Annotated in this window: 13 protein-coding genes; 3 read left to right on the forward strand and 10 right to left on the reverse strand. The window is 70.6% G+C overall.

The genetic code is table 11. The features are described from left to right. The first annotated feature begins 3 nt into the window (after positions 1–3). On the forward strand, positions 4–540 hold the full coding sequence (locus ACFXJ8_RS36635) for a hypothetical protein (RefSeq protein ID WP_379648961.1): 537 nt from the start codon (positions 4–6) through the stop codon (positions 538–540). Positions 541–596: 56 nt separating this feature from the next. Next, on the forward strand, positions 597–1,169 hold the full coding sequence (locus ACFXJ8_RS36640; protein WP_379648963.1) for a Uma2 family endonuclease: 573 nt from the start codon (positions 597–599) through the stop codon (positions 1,167–1,169). Here ACFXJ8_RS36640 and ACFXJ8_RS36645 read toward each other — a convergent pair. Continuing rightward, the gene (locus ACFXJ8_RS36645) at positions 1,162–1,719 is read right to left on the reverse strand and encodes a hypothetical protein (protein ID WP_379648965.1); all 558 of its coding nucleotides are present in this window, start codon (positions 1,717–1,719) and stop codon (positions 1,162–1,164) included. The two genes, ACFXJ8_RS36640 and ACFXJ8_RS36645, sit on opposite strands and share 8 nt — an antisense overlap. A gap of 231 nt (positions 1,720–1,950) precedes the next feature. Here ACFXJ8_RS36645 and ACFXJ8_RS36650 point away from each other — a divergent pair, with 231 nt between their 5' ends. After that, entirely contained in the window at positions 1,951–2,796 is an 846-nt protein-coding gene (locus ACFXJ8_RS36650; protein WP_379648967.1) for a serine protein kinase RIO, read from the forward strand. Between the two features lie 91 nt (positions 2,797–2,887). On the opposite strand, the gene ACFXJ8_RS36655 is transcribed toward ACFXJ8_RS36650, so the two are convergent. The 9 genes from ACFXJ8_RS36655 to ACFXJ8_RS36695 are packed head-to-tail and all read right to left on the reverse strand — an operon-like array spanning position 2,888 to position 14,583. Next, the gene (locus ACFXJ8_RS36655) at positions 2,888–4,666 is read right to left on the reverse strand and encodes an amylo-alpha-1,6-glucosidase (protein ID WP_379648969.1); all 1,779 of its coding nucleotides are present in this window, start codon (positions 4,664–4,666) and stop codon (positions 2,888–2,890) included. Beyond that, positions 4,666–5,487, reverse strand: coding sequence for a carbohydrate ABC transporter permease (locus tag ACFXJ8_RS36660; RefSeq protein ID WP_379648970.1), 822 nt, complete (start codon positions 5,485–5,487; stop codon positions 4,666–4,668). Before ACFXJ8_RS36660 ends, ACFXJ8_RS36655 begins: the two co-directional genes overlap by 1 nt. 10 nt (positions 5,488–5,497) lie before the next feature. Next, positions 5,498–6,427 (reverse strand): carbohydrate ABC transporter permease, encoded by a 930-nt coding sequence (locus tag ACFXJ8_RS36665; protein WP_379648972.1) that lies wholly within the window; start codon positions 6,425–6,427, stop codon positions 5,498–5,500. Between the two features lie 2 nt (positions 6,428–6,429). After that, a complete protein-coding gene (locus ACFXJ8_RS36670; RefSeq protein ID WP_379648974.1) occupies positions 6,430–7,716 on the reverse strand; it encodes an ABC transporter substrate-binding protein in 1,287 nt (428 codons plus the stop codon). Between the two features lie 55 nt (positions 7,717–7,771). Then, complete coding sequence (locus ACFXJ8_RS36675) at positions 7,772–8,533, reverse strand: SDR family NAD(P)-dependent oxidoreductase (protein WP_379648976.1); 762 nt, start codon at positions 8,531–8,533, stop codon at positions 7,772–7,774. Then, positions 8,530–9,759 (reverse strand): ATP-NAD kinase family protein, encoded by a 1,230-nt coding sequence (locus ACFXJ8_RS36680; RefSeq protein WP_379648977.1) that lies wholly within the window; start codon positions 9,757–9,759, stop codon positions 8,530–8,532. Before ACFXJ8_RS36680 ends, ACFXJ8_RS36675 begins: the two co-directional genes overlap by 4 nt. Then, on the reverse strand, positions 9,756–11,297 hold the full coding sequence (gene gcvPB, locus ACFXJ8_RS36685) for an aminomethyl-transferring glycine dehydrogenase subunit GcvPB (protein ID WP_379648979.1): 1,542 nt from the start codon (positions 11,295–11,297) through the stop codon (positions 9,756–9,758). The genes ACFXJ8_RS36680 and gcvPB overlap by 4 nt, the downstream gene beginning before the upstream one ends. Beyond that, positions 11,294–12,619, reverse strand: a complete 1,326-nt coding sequence (gcvPA, locus tag ACFXJ8_RS36690) for an aminomethyl-transferring glycine dehydrogenase subunit GcvPA (protein ID WP_379648981.1) — start codon at positions 12,617–12,619, stop codon at positions 11,294–11,296. The genes gcvPB and gcvPA overlap by 4 nt, the downstream gene beginning before the upstream one ends. Continuing rightward, positions 12,616–14,583 carry a beta-galactosidase gene (locus ACFXJ8_RS36695; RefSeq protein ID WP_379648983.1) on the reverse strand — a complete coding sequence of 656 codons (1,968 nt, stop codon included), beginning with the start codon at positions 14,581–14,583 and terminating at the stop codon, positions 12,616–12,618. The genes gcvPA and ACFXJ8_RS36695 overlap by 4 nt, the downstream gene beginning before the upstream one ends. Positions 14,584–14,625 lie beyond the last annotated feature (42 nt).

Here is a 14,625-nt window from a genome sequence, read left to right on the forward strand (position 1 = left end):
GGCGTGGCAGTCTACGCCCTGGTCAAGGTCGGCAAGCGGGCCAGCCGGTCGGCCCGGCAGGCCACCGCGCGCCTGGCCACCCACGTCAACGCCATGGGCACGGGCGACGCCGCCGAGGTCGAACGGCTCCGCCTCGACCTGCGCCGCGAGGTCTCGATGACCAGGCAGGCGATGGACGCCGCGCTGCAGCAGGGTTGGGGGCTCGGCGACCTGCCGCAGCTGATGGGCGAGCTGTCCCGCCAGGCCGACGTGCACGACACCCAGCTCGGGATGTACGCCCAGCAGCGCCGCGTCTCGCCGTACGTCGACCATGTCACGCTCGACCGGTTGCGCGAGCACCAGGCCAAGCTGACCGCCATGTGCGCCAGGATCAGGGCCGACCTGCTCGACAGCCAGGTCCACCACGCCGCCACCGGCATCGACGAGCTGAACGCGCGCACCGAACTGGAGATCGAGTCACGCCGCCGCACGGTCGACCCGCTCGACGAGATCGACGAGCTCTACAACAAGACCATGCAGGAGCGCCGCGACCAGACCTGACGGTCACCGTGCGTGTCATAATGGATCCGTCGCGTGACCCCCCGAGGAGGTATCCGATGACCACCGCGCTTCCCGAGTGGTTCTGGCCCGGCCCTTCTGGCGGGTGGACCGCCGACATGCTCGATCACCTCCCCCCCGACGCGCCCAGGCACGTCGAACTGATCGATGGGTCTCTCGTCATGATGTCGCCGCAGACCGGCTTCCACATGCTCATGCTCCGGCTTCTTGAGCAGCGGCTCGTTCCCACGCCCGACCTGATGGTCGTGCGCGAGATGACCGTCACCCTTGGGCTCCGCCAGCGCCCCGAGCCGGACATCATGCTCGTCAAAAAGGCAGCCTTCACCACCAGGGGCACCTCGTTCAAGCCAGAAGACGTCCATTTGGCCGTCGAGGTGGTCTCTGAAGAATCCAGAGAGCGCGACGAAGAGACCAAGCCCATCAAATACTCCAAAGCCGGCATCAAGCACTTCTGGCGTATCGAGCTCGAAGGGGACAGTCCCGTCGTCTACACCTTCGAGCTCGACCCGGCCATCAAGGCCTACTTCCCCACGGGGATCCATCGCGGCAGGCTCTGTGTCAACATCGGTTTCGACGTCGACATCGACCTGGACCTCGACCAGGTCAGATGACGATGTTCCAGCCCGTGTAGTCGGGTGCCTCGGTGGCGAGGTCCTCGTAGGTGGCGCCCTTGTTGATGCGTGCGCGGAGGGCCTGCGCCTGCGGGGTCGTCGGAAGCCAGCCGCTCAGCAGCAGGGGAAGGCCGACCTGCCAGCTCAGCAGGGCCCGCGGAGAGTGCCGGTGGCCGTTGCGCAGGACGGCGACGCCGACCCTGATCCCGTGCTCGTTGCGGGACATCGCGCCGGGCCTGTCCACCTCGCGGGCGCTGTAGCGGAAGCCCTCGTCCAGGTCGCACGGCCCGCAGCCCACCGGGCCCCTGCCCCGCCTGCTTCCACATGCGGCGCACGTCAGGCGGTCGAAGGCGGCGTCGACGACCCACCAGTCGTAGCCCTTGATCTCCTCGACGATCATCTCGGCGAGGGCCTGGTCGTCGTCGAGACCGTGCTCGGCGAGGAAGGCCTGGTAGCCGTCCTCCACGACGCGATCGACCAGCGCCAGGCAGCGGGCGCACCCGGGCGCTCCGCCGTACGGCCAGCGCCCGCACTCCGCACACCGCTCCATGCCCGTGATCGTAGAGGGCCGAAAATCCGTTGCGCCGCCGGTTTTCGCTCCGGCATACTCGTCGAGGCTTGCAGGCGAAAGGCCCTCAAGCGAAGGGCTTTCGAGCGAGGGGAGGGTGAGACCGTGACGACGACTGTTCGCGTGCCGTTTTCCGCGTCCTCTTACCTTCTCACCGGTCAGCAACCGACCTGATCGCGCGCCGGTGGGCATCCTCTTCAGGAGATCACCACCGTGCCGAAGAAGCACCGCCTCGACGCCGACGACCTCGAGTGGCTCGAGAGCAACCCCATAGACCTCGACGGCCCGCCCGCCGGTGACCGCTGGTCCACCTGGGACCTCAGCACCCCGACCGAGCGTGGTCCCGGGCCGCATCCCGTATGGCTGGTCACCGAGCTGGCCGCCGTCGACACCGAGCTCGGCATCCTCAAGACCGGCAAGGAGGCCGACGTCCACCTCCTGTCGCGCGGCGTCCCCGACACCGACAGGGTGTGCCTGCTGGCCGCCAAGCGCTACCGCTCCTCCGACCATCGGCTCTTCCACCGCGACGCCGGATACCTGGAGGGCCGCCGGATGCGTGACTCGCGGGCGAGCAGGGCCATGGCGTCGCGGACCGCGTTCGGCAAGGAGGTGATCGCCGGGCAGTGGGCGCAGTCGGAGTTCGCGGCGCTGGTGCGGCTGTGGAAGCTGGGGCTGCCCGTGCCGTACCCGGTGCAGATCCTCGGCACCGAGATCCTGCAGGAGTTCGTGGGCACGGCCGACGGCTACGCCGCGCCTCGGCTGGCGACCGTGGACGAGGGGCTCGACGAGCTGTGGGAGCAGCTGGTGGAGGCGATGGTGACGCTTGCCCGTGAGGGGCTGGCGCACGGTGACCTGTCGCCGTACAACCTGCTGGTGCACGAAGGGCGGCTGGTGATCATCGACCTGCCGCAGATCGTGGACGTGATCGCGCATCCCTCGGGGCCCGACTTCCTGGAGCGGGACGCCCGGAACGTGGCCACCTGGTTCGCGCACAAGGGGCTGCCCGTCTCGGGCGACGAGCTTTCCACGCTCCTGCTCGCCGAGTCCCGCCGCGCCTGACCGCCGGGGCGCGCCCCGTGGGATCGCGCCCCGGCCCGCCGCCGCCGTGGGCCGGGCCCTGGGCGGACCGCGGCGGGGCCTGCCCCGGCGGTCACTCCGCCTGGGCTGGCGCATTCTCGTGGGCGGCTGGCTCCTCGTGGGTGGCCGGGTTCTCGTGGGTGGCCGGGTTCTCGTGGGCCAGGTCCAGGAAGAGCGCGGCCGACCAGCCGAACCCGCTGGTGGCCCGGCCCGCTCTGCGGCCCGTCAGCGGGTTCCAGTACTCGTACAGACCGCCGCCGTCGCGCACCATCGCCAGCGTGCGCTCGCGCAGCTCGCGGGCCGTCTTCTCGTGGCCGGACCGGCGCAGGCCGTCGATCAGCAGGTAGTTGACGTTCAGCCAGACCGGGCCGCGCCACATGGCGTCGGGGTCGAACCTCGGGTCGTCGAAGGCGACCGTGGGCACGGGACGCTCGCCCCAGAAGCTCGGCGAACGCAGGTCCTCGACGAGCCTGTCGGCGATGGCGGTGGGCAGCCGCCCGGTCAGCAGCGGCATGAGGTCCAGCGGGGTGCGCACGTCCGCCTCCCGGCCCGCGACCTTGGTGACGAACCGGCTGCCGTTCCAGCGGCGCGCCACCATGAGGTCGACGAGCGCCTGCGCCTTGGCCCGCCACCCCGAGGGGTCGTGGCCGAGCGCGGCGGCGATGTCGCCCAGCCGGTCGTACTGCAGCGCCAGATAGGAGTTGAGGTCGGGCGGCTCGGCGCGCGGCCCGTGGTCCCAGATGGGGCTGTCGTCCAGGCCGGACGAGTACGGGTGGAGGTATTCGGCCAGGCCATCGCCATCGGGGTCGGAGTGGGTGAACCACCATTCCTGCGAGCGCGCCAGCGGCTCGTAGACCTCGGCCAGGAAGTCGAGGTCGGGGTCCGCCTCGTGGATCTTCCATACGGCCCAGGCGGTGAGCGGCGGCTTGGTGACCGGCACGACCTCCCTGAGGGGCTCTCCTCCCACGTGCTGGGCCAGGCGGGCCAGGTCCGAGCGGGGCAGGTCGGTGGTCTCGGCGAGCACGCCGTGGTCGTGCACCACGTCGGGGATCAGGCCGTCCAGGCTCTGGTTGTCGAGCAGGATGCGGATCTGCTCCCTGGCCAGCGCGGGGTCGGCGTGCCTGAGCGCGATGGCATGGAAGTAGGAGTCCCAGTTCCACAGTCCGACGTAGCCGTACTTGGAGGGGATCAGCGACTCGCGGCCCCTGATCGGCACCAGGTTCACGCCGAGTGTCCACCAGGCCTGCTCCGCGCGTTCGCGCAGCGCCTCCGGCACGGACGGCATGGCGGCGAACCAGTCACGCCAGCGCCCGGCGGCCGCCGCGAGCACCGCCGCGCCGCCGGTGACATGACCGCCCGTGACAGAGTCGCCGGTGACGGGGCTGACGGTGACAGAGCCGCCGGTGACAGGGCCGGTAGCAGGGCCGCCCGTGACAGAGCCGCCGGTGACAAAGCCGCCGGGGATAGGCCCGCCGGTGACAGGGCCGCCGGTGACAGGGCCGTCGGGGGCACGGCCGCCGGGGGCGGGAGGGCCGACCAGGGTGAGGCAGTCGTCGATGTCCGCCTCGCCGCCGTCCCATACGGCCCGCGCGTTCCTGCCGGTCAGCACGATCGTGTCGGGGCCCGCGAAGGCCATCGCCACGCCGCCCTCGAAGTCCACCCGGTCCGGCAGCGCCTGCCGTACGCGCAGCTCCCGGTCTCCGGCCAGGACCCGCAGGCCCGTCAGGACGGTCGTGTCGCGAAGCCGGGTCTCGTAGCGGGCCCTGGCGATCCAGAGCGAGCCGTCGTCGGCCGCCATCACCAGCAGCCGGGAGCCCCGGTCGGTGAACGGTCGTTCTCTCAGGTCGAGCATCAGCGCCCACCCAGTCCGGAAGCCGCCATGGAGTTGATGATCCTTCTCTGTCCGATCAGGAAGGCGATCAAGGTCGGCACCACCGCGATCGCCGAGGCCGCCAGGATGAGCCCGTAGTCGACCGCCGTGCGCTGCCCGGAGAACTGGCTCAGCAGCAGCGGCACCGTGTTCAGCTCAGGCGAGTTCAGGAAGATCAGCGGGAAGAGGAACGAGTTCCACGAGGCGAGGAAGGCGATGATGCCCAGCGCGCCCAGGCCGGGGCGGATGTTGGGCAGCACCACGTTCCAGAAGCACCGCCAGCGGCCCGCGCCGTCGATCCTGGCAGCCTCCTCCAGCTCCACCGGCACGGCCCTGATGAACTGGCGCAGCAGGAACACCGCGAACGGGTTCGCGATGGACGGCACGATCAGCGACAGGTGCGAGTCGATCCACCCGAACTGCGCGAGCATCAGGTAGAGCGGCACGATCGTCACCTGCGACGGCACCATCTGGGTGGCCAGGAACACCACGAAGAGCACTTCCGAGCCCCTGAACTTGATCCGGGCGAAGGCGTAGGCGGCCATCGCCGAGGTCAGCAGGGTGAGCGTGACGTTGAGCGCGGCGATGTAGAAGCTGTTCCAGTACGCGGTGCCGAACGGCATCGCGGCGAGCGCGTCGGGATAGTTCTCCCAGCGCCACGGGTCGGGCAGCCAGTCGAGCGGGTTGTTCAGCATCTGCCGCACGCTCTTGAACGACGTCAGCAGCATCCAGACGAACGGGAACAGCATCGCCAGCCCGCCGATGGTGAGCGCGGCATGCAGGGCTACCTGCCGGGATCGCATCCGGGTTCCCTCACGTGTCGTAGTGGACGAGGCGCTTTTGCGCGGCGAACTGGACGAGGGTCACCAGCAGCGTCAGGACCAGCAGAATCAGCGCGGCGGCGCTGCTCATGCCGAACTCGAAGTCCTTGAAGCCGAGCTCGTAGACCTGGTAGACGATCGTGCGCGCGCCCTCGTTGTGCTCCGGGTTGACCAGCACGTAGATCTGGTCGAACGCCTGGAACGAGCTGATCACCGCGACGACCGACGAGAAGAAGATCGTGGGCGAGAGCAGGGGCAGGGTGACCGAGCGGAAGATGCGCAGGGCGCCCGCGCCGTCTATCCTGGCGGCCTCGACGATCTGCGGCGGGATGGTCTGCAGCCCCGCCAGGAAGATCACCACGTTGAGGCCGAGCGACGACCAGATCGTCACGATGGCGATGGCCACGATCACCCAGCCGGGATCGCCGAGCCAGTCGGGCGCGGAGATGCCGAACCATCGTTCCAGCGAGGTGTTGAGCACGCCGTACTCGTCTCCGGCCAGGATGATCTGCCACATCAGCGCGACGGCGACCGAGCTGGTGACCACCGGCATGAAGTACAGCACGCGGTAGAAGCCGCTGCCCTTGACGCTGTTCAGCGCGATCGCGATGAGCAGCGCCAGGCCGAGCCCGAACGGCACGGTCAGCAGCGCGAGCTTGACCGTGTTCCACACGGCCAGCCCGAACTCGGGGTCGGTGAGCTGGGCGGCGAAGTTGTCCAGGCCCGCCCACTCCTTCTGGCCGAGCCCGTCCCACCGCATGAAGGCCAGCACGACGGCGAACCCGAGCGGGAAGACCAGGAACACGGCCAGCAGGGTGAGCTGCGGCCCGAGGAAGAACGCGGCCCACCAGCCGTCCCTGTTCCTGACGGTCTTCGCCGCCCGGCCCGCCGCGCGCGGGCGGGCCTCGGTGAGGATCGCCACGGCTAGCCCAGCTTGCTCTCGACGAGCTGCTGCAGCTCGGTCATGCCCTGGTCGAAGCCGACCTTGCCGGTCCACACCTTCATCAGGTGCTCGTTGATGTCGGCGGTCAGGCCGGGCACGGCGACCTCCTCGGGGTAGTTCGCGAAGCCGGTGTCGCGGACGTCGAGGAAGGTCTGGGCGTGGGCGGGGTAGCCGTCGGCCAGCACGACCTGCTCGGCGCCCTTGATCGACGGTACGGCGCCGCCGTTCTTGAGCCGGATGAGCTGGCCCTCCTTGCCGACGAACTCGGTGAGGAAGGTGAACGCCTCCTTGGGCAGCTTGGTGTCCTTGTTGAGCGCCAGGTAGGAGGCGGCCACCGCGCCCGGCATCGGCTCCCCGGTCGTGGACGGGAACGGCACGATGTCGTAGTTGGCCAGGTCGCCGCCCTTCTGCAGGGAGTCGATCATCCAGCGGCCTCCGGCGTAGAAGCCGACCTTGTGCTTGAGGAACTGGGTGCTGGCCCCATTGCTGCTGGGCAGGATGTCGGCGCTGAGGAAGGTCTTGTCCTGGTAGCCCTTGGCCAGCGTCTGCAGCGCCTCGCGGGCCTTGGGGTCGGTGGTGGCGACGAACTTGCCGCCGTCCCACACCTTGCCGCCGAAGCCGTTGATCATGGAGTAGGTGGAGCCGTACCAGTTCCAGAAGATCGAGCCGGCCTTGCCTGCCGCCTTGAGCTTGGCGTTCATCTCCAGATATTTGGCCATCGTCCACTGCTTGGCCTCGTGGAGGGCGGCCGGATCCTCGGTGATCCCGGCGTCCTTCAGGGCCTGCTTGTCGAACCAGAGGACCTCGGGGTTGGTGTCGTTGGGGACGCCGTAGATCTTGCCGTCGCGCTTGGCGCCGCCGTACACGCCGTCGAAGAAGTCCTCCGGCCTGCTCTTGGAGTCGGGACCCGCGAGCTGGTCGTTGAGAGGGCTGAGCACCCCGGCGGAGACGAACTTGCCGATGTTGTCGTCGCCCACGAAGATCACGTCGGGCGCAGTCTTGCTGGTGAGCTGGGTGAGCAGCTTGGGGTGGTACTCCTCGTACTTGGCGACCGACTCCATCTTGAGCCGGATGTTCGGGTGCCGCCTGTGGAACTCGTCGGTGAACTTCTGGTAGAGCTTCACGTCCTCGGCCGATCCCCAGGTCGACCAGCGGACGGTGACCTGGCCCTGGCCGTTGCTCGCGCCGGGAGCGTTCCCGCCGCCGCTGCCGCTGCAGGCGGTGGTGGCGAGGGCGAGGACGCCCAGGATGGCTAGCGCACGCTTCATGGTGGCTCCTTCAGGCTTTGTTGGGGGGTGGGGGGCTCACGGGGAGGCCCTGGGGTCAGGCGAGGCCGCCGCCGTCGACGACGAGGGCCGATCCGGTGATGTAGCTGGCGGCGTCGCTCGCCAGGAAGAGCACGGCCTGGGCGATCTCGTCGGGGGTGCCGGAGCGGCCCATCGGCCGGTCGGCGGCGTCGGACTGGAAGGCGGCCCAGTCCTCGCCGAGCTGGCGGGCCTCGTCGCGCAGCATCGGGGTGTCGGTGTCGCCGGGGTTCACCGAGTTGACCCGGATCCCGGCCTTGGCGTGGTCGATGGCCAGGGCCCTGGTCATGTTGACCACGGCGGCCTTGGACGCGCAGTAGGAGATGGCGTTCCCGCCGCCCTTGAGGCCCCAGCCCGAACCGGTGTTGACGATGGAGCCGCCCTCGGTCATGGCGGGGATGGCGTGCTTGCACATGAGGAAGACCGACCGGACGTTGACCGCCATGACCCGGTCCCACTCCTCGACGTCGAGGTCGAGAGCCGTGGTGCGGCGGATGATGCCCGCGTTGTTGAACAGCACGTGCAGCCCGCCGAAGGTGTCGACGGCGGTCTGGACGATCCTGCGGCAGTCGTCGGAGTCCGACACGTCGGCCCGCACCGCCACGGCGGCCTTGTCACCGGCCTCGGCCGCGATCAGCGCCGCCGTCGCCTCGGCGCCTGGGCCGTCGATGTCGGCGACCACCACCCTGGCGCCTTCGCGGGCGAACAGCAGCGCCGTGGCCCGCCCGATGCCCGAGGCACCGCCTGTGACGATCGCGATCCTGCCCTCGAGCGTGTTCATGGATGGAGCTCCTCACTTGCCGTGCGAATCTGATAGATCGTGCTCTCGCGGTATCCGGTGATCACCTGGACGTGTCCGCCGAGCTTGCCGTCGAGGTTCTCGTCGCCGCTGTCGGCCAGCAGCGGCCGCCCCCGCAACGCGGCCAGCTTCTGCGGGGTGGCCAGCACGAGCAGCCGCCGGCCAGTGGCGTCCCCGTGCCCGATGACCGCGTCGAGCACCCGGGGGGAGACCTGCTGGTTGCCCCGGCCGAGGACGAACCCCTGCCCGCCGATCACCGACAGCACGACGACCGCCTCCCGGCCCGTGACGAGAGCCAGCAGCTCCGCCTCCGAGACGTCACCGGCGACCAGCACGCCCCCGTCGCCGTCCGCTGGCTCGACCACGTCCACGCCCAGCAATGTGGTCGTGAGCCCGAGCGCGCGGCCGACCGCCTGGGTGGTGGCGCCAGGGCCGAGGACGTAGCGGACACCGGGCCGCATTCTTGCCACGACCTCCCGCGCGATGCCCTCCACAGTGGCGGGGAAGGTCGCCGAGGACCCGGCCTTGCGTCCGGACAGGGCGGCCCTGGCGGCGGGGACGCGCAGGCTTCCGTAGAGGCGGGGGCTGACCAGGCCCTGCCGGTAGCGCTCCTCGTCGAGGTCCACCACCTCGGCCTCCACCGTATGGCTCAGCGCGGAGAGGTGAGCCGCGGCGAGGAACCCCGCCGCGGCCGGGCTGATGGCGAAGCATCCCGAGTAGACCTTCACCCCTGCCGGGATGCCCAGCACGGGTGGCGCCTGGTCGCCGAGCTCGCGGACCGCGTCGAGCACGTCCCGCGCGGTCCCGTCACCCCCGGCGAACAGCAGGAGGTCGACGTCGGCCAGCGCGTGGACCGCCCGCCGCGTATCCCGCGCCGTGGTGCCGCCGACCTGATCGGCCGGTTTCGCGCCGTGAGGCGGGCTGGTCAGGGTGTAGGGCGCTGCGGCGGCGAGGGCGCTGTGTTCGCCCATCGGGCCGGGCGCCGTGACCACGCGGGTGCCGGGGCGGCGGGCCAGGAGCGCGCGGACGGCGCGCGCCGCCCGCTCCCCCGCCCGCGGCCTGGCCCCCCTGGCCAGGGCCGCGCGCTGCACGTCGGCGCCGTCGCTGCCCTTCAGGCCCGCCGCCCCGCCCAGCCCGGCCACCGGGTTGACGACCAGCCCGACCACCACATCGCGGTCGGGGTGCCGGATGGGCAGGTCGGCGGTCATGACAGGTGCTTGCGGACGTAGGCGCGCCAGGTGGGCGCCCACGCCTTGGGGTCGTCGAGCGGCGTCATGTCGATCTTGTGCACGCTCTGGTTGTACGGCGCGCCCTTGACGAACTCGGGGTCCTGACGCGCCTCGGCTGCGACGTGGGCCAGGATGGCGGCGTACTCGTCCAGGTCCTCCTTGGAGTACGACTCCGTCGGCTCCAGCGTGAACGGCTCCGGCACCAGGTAGGGGTGGTGGCTGGTCCAGTAGTGGACGCCGAAGTCGGCCGCCCTTACGCCGATCTCCTCCGAGTGGACCCCGGTCTCCTCCGACAGCTCCTGCCAGGAGTAGCGCACCTGCTCGACGCGCCGCTTGTCCCACGGCGCCGACGCCCCGGGGATCTGCAGGATCTTGTGCATCAGGTAGTTGTTGTTGAGCACGGCCGTCTCGGCCACCTGCCGCAGCCCCTCGGCGCCCATGGCCATGATCCAGGCGTAGGCGCGGACGATGTTGGGCGTCACGCCGAGGAACGGCCGCACCTTGCCGATCGAGTGGGGCGGGGTCTCCAGCCCGTAGGCGGAGCCGTCGAAGCTGACGACCGGGCCGGGCAGGAACGGCTCCAGCGCCGCCGAGACGCCGCACGCGCCCGCCGCGGGGCCGCCGCAGGCGTGCGGGGTGGAGAACGTCTTGTGCAGGTTGAAGTGGCACAGGTCGAACCCGGCGTCGCGGGCCCTGGTGATGCCGAGGATGCCGTTGGCGTTGGCCTGGTCGTAGCAGGCCAGGCCGCCCACCCCGTGCACCAGGTCGACGAACTCCCTGATGCGCGGGTTGAAGATGCCGGTGTCCTCCGGGTTGGTGATCATCAGGGCGGCGGTGCGGGGGCCGACGGCCGCGCGCAGCGCCTCGATGTCGGGGTAGCCGTCGGCGTCCGGCATCAGCGTGATCACTTCGTAGCCCGCGGTCTTGGCGCAGGCGGCGTTCGACGGGTGGGAGAACATCGTGGTGATGACCTGGTCGCGGTGGCCCTCGCCGTTGGCGGCGTGGTAGGCGCGGATCATGGCGATGTTCGCGTAGATGGCCGCCGACCCCGATCCGGGCTGCAGGGAGACCCTGGACATGCCGGAGATCTCCGCCAGCATCTTCTCCAGCCGCCAGTAGATCTCCAGCACGCCCTGCACGGTCTCCTCGTGCTGCAGCGGGTGCAGCTCGGCGATCGCGGCGGCGAACCGGTCGTTGACCTTGGGGCTGTACTTCATCGTGCAGGTGCCCTGGCCGACGTCGATGTTGAGGTCGACGCCGAGGTTCTCCTGCGACAGGCGCAGGTAGTGCCGCAGCACGTGCAGCTGCGACATCTCGGGCAGCTTCGGGGGCTCGGCCCGCCGTACCGACGCGGGCAGCTCGACGCGCGGCGCGCCCGGCTCCGGTACGGCCAGGCCGCGGCGGCCGGGGGCCGACAGCTCGAAGATGATCGGCTCGTCCCATCGGGCCTGGTGGAAGCGGCGCAGCGGCGGCTTCGGCGCGACGGGGAGTTCGGCGAAGGACTCCGCGGTGTTCACAGCACCTCCTGGACGGCTGCGGCGAGGCGGTCGATGTCGGCGATGGAGTGGCGTTCGGTCACGCAGACCAGCACGGTGCGCTCGTCGAGGGCGACGCCGCCGAAGATGCCACGGGCGCGCAACCCGTCGAGCAGGGCCGCGCTGGAGGGCACCTCGATGGCGAACTCGCGGAAGTGGATCGCGTCGCTGTGGAGCACGGTGACCGATGCGGCGAGGGCGTCCATGGCGTAGCGGGTGCGGGCCAGGACGGTCTGTCCCAGCTCCCGCATGCCGTGCGGCCCCATGAGCGCCAGGTAGACCCCGGCCGTGATGCCCCAGAGGGCGGCGGCGGTGCCGACCCATTCCTTTCCCTCCTCGCGCAGGGCGAAGGAGGTGCGGTCGTAGAAGACGTCGCCGAAGCCGTACTCGCCGGGGACCTTGGTGGGGGCGATGCCGAACAGCCGGGACGGGAACTCGGCGACCAGCGGCTCGTGGTCCTGCGTGGCGATGTATCCGGCGTGGCCGCCGCCGTAGCTCTGGTGCATGCCGAGCGACTGGATGTCGCCGCAGGCGATGTCGGCGCCGTAGGAGGCGGGCGGGGCGAGCACGCCGAGCGAGATGGGGTCGGCGCCGACCACGAGCAGCGCGCCGTGCGCGTGGGCGAGGTCGGCCAGCTCCCGTCCGCGCGTCTCGACGACGCCGTAGACGTTGGGGGTCTCCAGGTAGATCGCCGCGTAGGAGTCGTCGAACTCCGTGACGGCGATCTCGCCGCTGTCGGCGACCGGGGCGAGGACGATCTCGATGTCATGGCTGAGGAAGTCGCGCAGTTTGCTCAGCTTGTCCGCGCTGACGGCGCCGCTGACGAGCACCTTCGAGCGCCGGGTGTAGCGGCAGGCCATGCGCAGGGCCGTACCCGCCGCCTGGAAGCCGTCGTAGGTGGGGACGTTGACGACGTCCATGTCGAGCAGCTCGCCCATCATGCTGACGTACTCGAACAGCGCCTGGAACCGTCCGTGGTCCTCGTACGGCTCGCCGGCGTAGGCGGTCAGGAACTCGCTTCGGGAGTTCACCTCGTCGCAGACGGCCGGCACGTAGTGGGGGTAGCAGCCGTGCCCGAGGAAGCTCAGCGCCTGCTCGGTGTCGGTGACGCGGTCGAACAGGCCCTTCATGTGGCGCACGAGGTCGTGCTCGGCGACGAAGGGCTCCGGCAGGTCGAGCGGCCTGGCCAGGCGCAACTCCTGCGGGATGTCGGCGTAGAACTCCTCGACGCTCGACGCGCCGATGGCGGCGAGCATCTCGGCCCGCACGCCGGGCTCGGCGTTCGGGATGTACGGGTGCGTCACGTGTCTCCTTCGATCCTGAGCACGACGGCGTCGCGCGGGGCGAGGCTGATGACGCCTCGCAGGTCGCTCTCGGTGAGCAGGTCCCTGCCCGGGTACGGGAGGGTGACCTGCTGCGGGCTGGTGGTGTGGTTGAGCAGGAAGAGGTGCTCGCCCCGCCTGGTGGCCTCCACGCCCGGCGGGACGTCGATCGTCCGGACCGCGTGGAGCACCCGGTCGAGGACGGGCGTGAGGTCGTCGAGCAGGCAGCTGACGTAGGTGGCGGTGCCGTTGCGGGTGACGGCGGGCAGGCCGTCCAGGTCGCCGCCCTCGTAGTGGGCGAGCACCTCCACGTCGTCGCCGACCACGCGGGGCCACTCGGCCCACGTACGGGCAAGCCCCGCGCCGCCGTCGGCGTGCCGTACCTGCTGGGTGGTCCCGTCGGGCAGCGGCCAGCACTCGTCGATCGCGACGCCCAGCAGGTCGGTCAGTGGGCCGGGGGCGCCGCCGTCGTGGACCCTGTCGTACTCGTCGACCACGCCGCTGAACGGGCCGACGACCAGCTCGCCGGTGACGGAGGCGAGGGCCTTGGCCTGCTCCGCCGTACAGAGGTAGAGGTTGGGCACGATCACCACGCGGTAGGCCGACAGGTCGCGCTGCGGCGGCGCCAGGTCGACGGAGATCCCGCGGGCGTGCAGCGGCGCGTACCAGGCGAGCAGCAGGTCCTTGAGCTTGAGCCGGTTGGACGGCATCGACTCCGGCGCCTCCAGACCCCACCAGCTGTCCCAGTCGAGGACGAGCGCCACCTCGGCGCGCGTGGTGGTGCCGGCGACGTCGGCCAGCCGCCGAAGGTCGGCGCCGAGCCCGATCGTGTCCTGCCAGCCCCGCGTGCGGGTGCCGCCGTGCGGGAGCATCGCCGAGTGGAACTTCTCGGGTCCGTACTTCGCCTGACGCCACTGGAAGAACATCACCCCGTCGGCGCCGTGGGCCACGGCCTGGAGGCTGTGCAGGCGCATCATGCCGGGCGGCTTCGGCGCGTTGACCTCGCGCCATGACACCGCCGACGGCGCCGACTCCAGCAGCAGCCAGGGGCGTTGCTTGAGCGAGCGCATGAGGTCGTAGCTCAGGGCGACCGCCACGTGTGAGGCGGGGTCGGCGGGGTCGGGGTAGGCGTCGTCGCTGACCAGGTCCTCCGCCGCGGCCCACGACCAGTAGTCGAGGCCGTGCAGGATGCTCATGAAGTTCGTGGTCACGGGTACGGCGGGCGTGATCGCGCGCAGCGCGTCGCGCTCGGCGGTGAACAGCTCCAGCAGGGCATCGCTGCAGAAGCGGCGCCAGTCGAGCAGCTGGGCGGGGTTGACCGGGCCCGGCGCCTTGCGGGGCGGCTCGATCTGCTCGAAACCGGTGTAGTGCTGGCCCCAGCAGGAGGTGCCCCAGGCGTCGTTCAGCGCGCCGATCGTGTCGTAGCGGGCCCGCAGCCAAGCTCGGAAGTGCCGGGCGGACTCGGGGCAGAAGCATTCGAGGGTGTGGTCGGCGTACTCGTTGCCCACGTGCCACATCGCCAGCGCCGGGTGGTCGGCGTACCGGGTGGCGATCGCGGTCGCCAGGCGCACGGCGTGCTCGCGGAAGATCGGCGAGCTCGGGCAGTAGCCCTGCCGGGACCCGAACTCCAGCCGCACCCCTTGCGCGTCGACCGGCATGACCTCCGGGTGCTCGCGCACCAGCCAGGGCGGCGGGGTGGCCGTCGCGGTGGCCAGGTCGGCGCTCACCCCGTTGGCGTGGAGCAGGTCGAGGACGCGATCCAGCCAGCCGAAGTCGTACGCGCCCCGCGTGGGCTCGAGCCGCGACCAGGAGAAGACGGCGACGGTGGCCATCGTGACCCCGGCCTCGGCCATGAGCCGGACGTCCTCGGCCCAGACCTCCTCCGGCCACTGCTCGGGGTTGTAGTCACCGCCGAACAGCAGCCCCGGCACTCGGGTCAGACGCACTCTAAGATCCTTTCTGGCCGGTCCGTAAATCTGTATTCAGAA

Origin of the sequence: Nonomuraea sp. NPDC059194 (assembly GCF_042754765.1) — a bacterium.
GTDB lineage: Bacteria > Actinomycetota > Actinomycetes > Streptosporangiales > Streptosporangiaceae > Nonomuraea.

Coding starts and splice junctions, on each gene's coding strand:
- ACFXJ8_RS36680 (WP_379648977.1), bottom strand. CDS start 9,759: ATGACCGCCGACCTGCCCATCCGGCACCCCGACCGCGATGTGGTGGTC.
- ACFXJ8_RS36640 (WP_379648963.1), top strand. CDS start 597: ATGACCACCGCGCTTCCCGAGTGGTTCTGGCCCGGCCCTTCTGGCGGG.
- ACFXJ8_RS36645 (WP_379648965.1), bottom strand. CDS start 1,719: ATGGAGCGGTGTGCGGAGTGCGGGCGCTGGCCGTACGGCGGAGCGCCC.
- ACFXJ8_RS36670 (WP_379648974.1), bottom strand. CDS start 7,716: ATGAAGCGTGCGCTAGCCATCCTGGGCGTCCTCGCCCTCGCCACCACC.
- ACFXJ8_RS36675 (WP_379648976.1), bottom strand. CDS start 8,533: ATGAACACGCTCGAGGGCAGGATCGCGATCGTCACAGGCGGTGCCTCG.
- ACFXJ8_RS36660 (WP_379648970.1), bottom strand. CDS start 5,487: ATGCGATCCCGGCAGGTAGCCCTGCATGCCGCGCTCACCATCGGCGGG.
- ACFXJ8_RS36655 (WP_379648969.1), bottom strand. CDS start 4,666: ATGCTCGACCTGAGAGAACGACCGTTCACCGACCGGGGCTCCCGGCTG.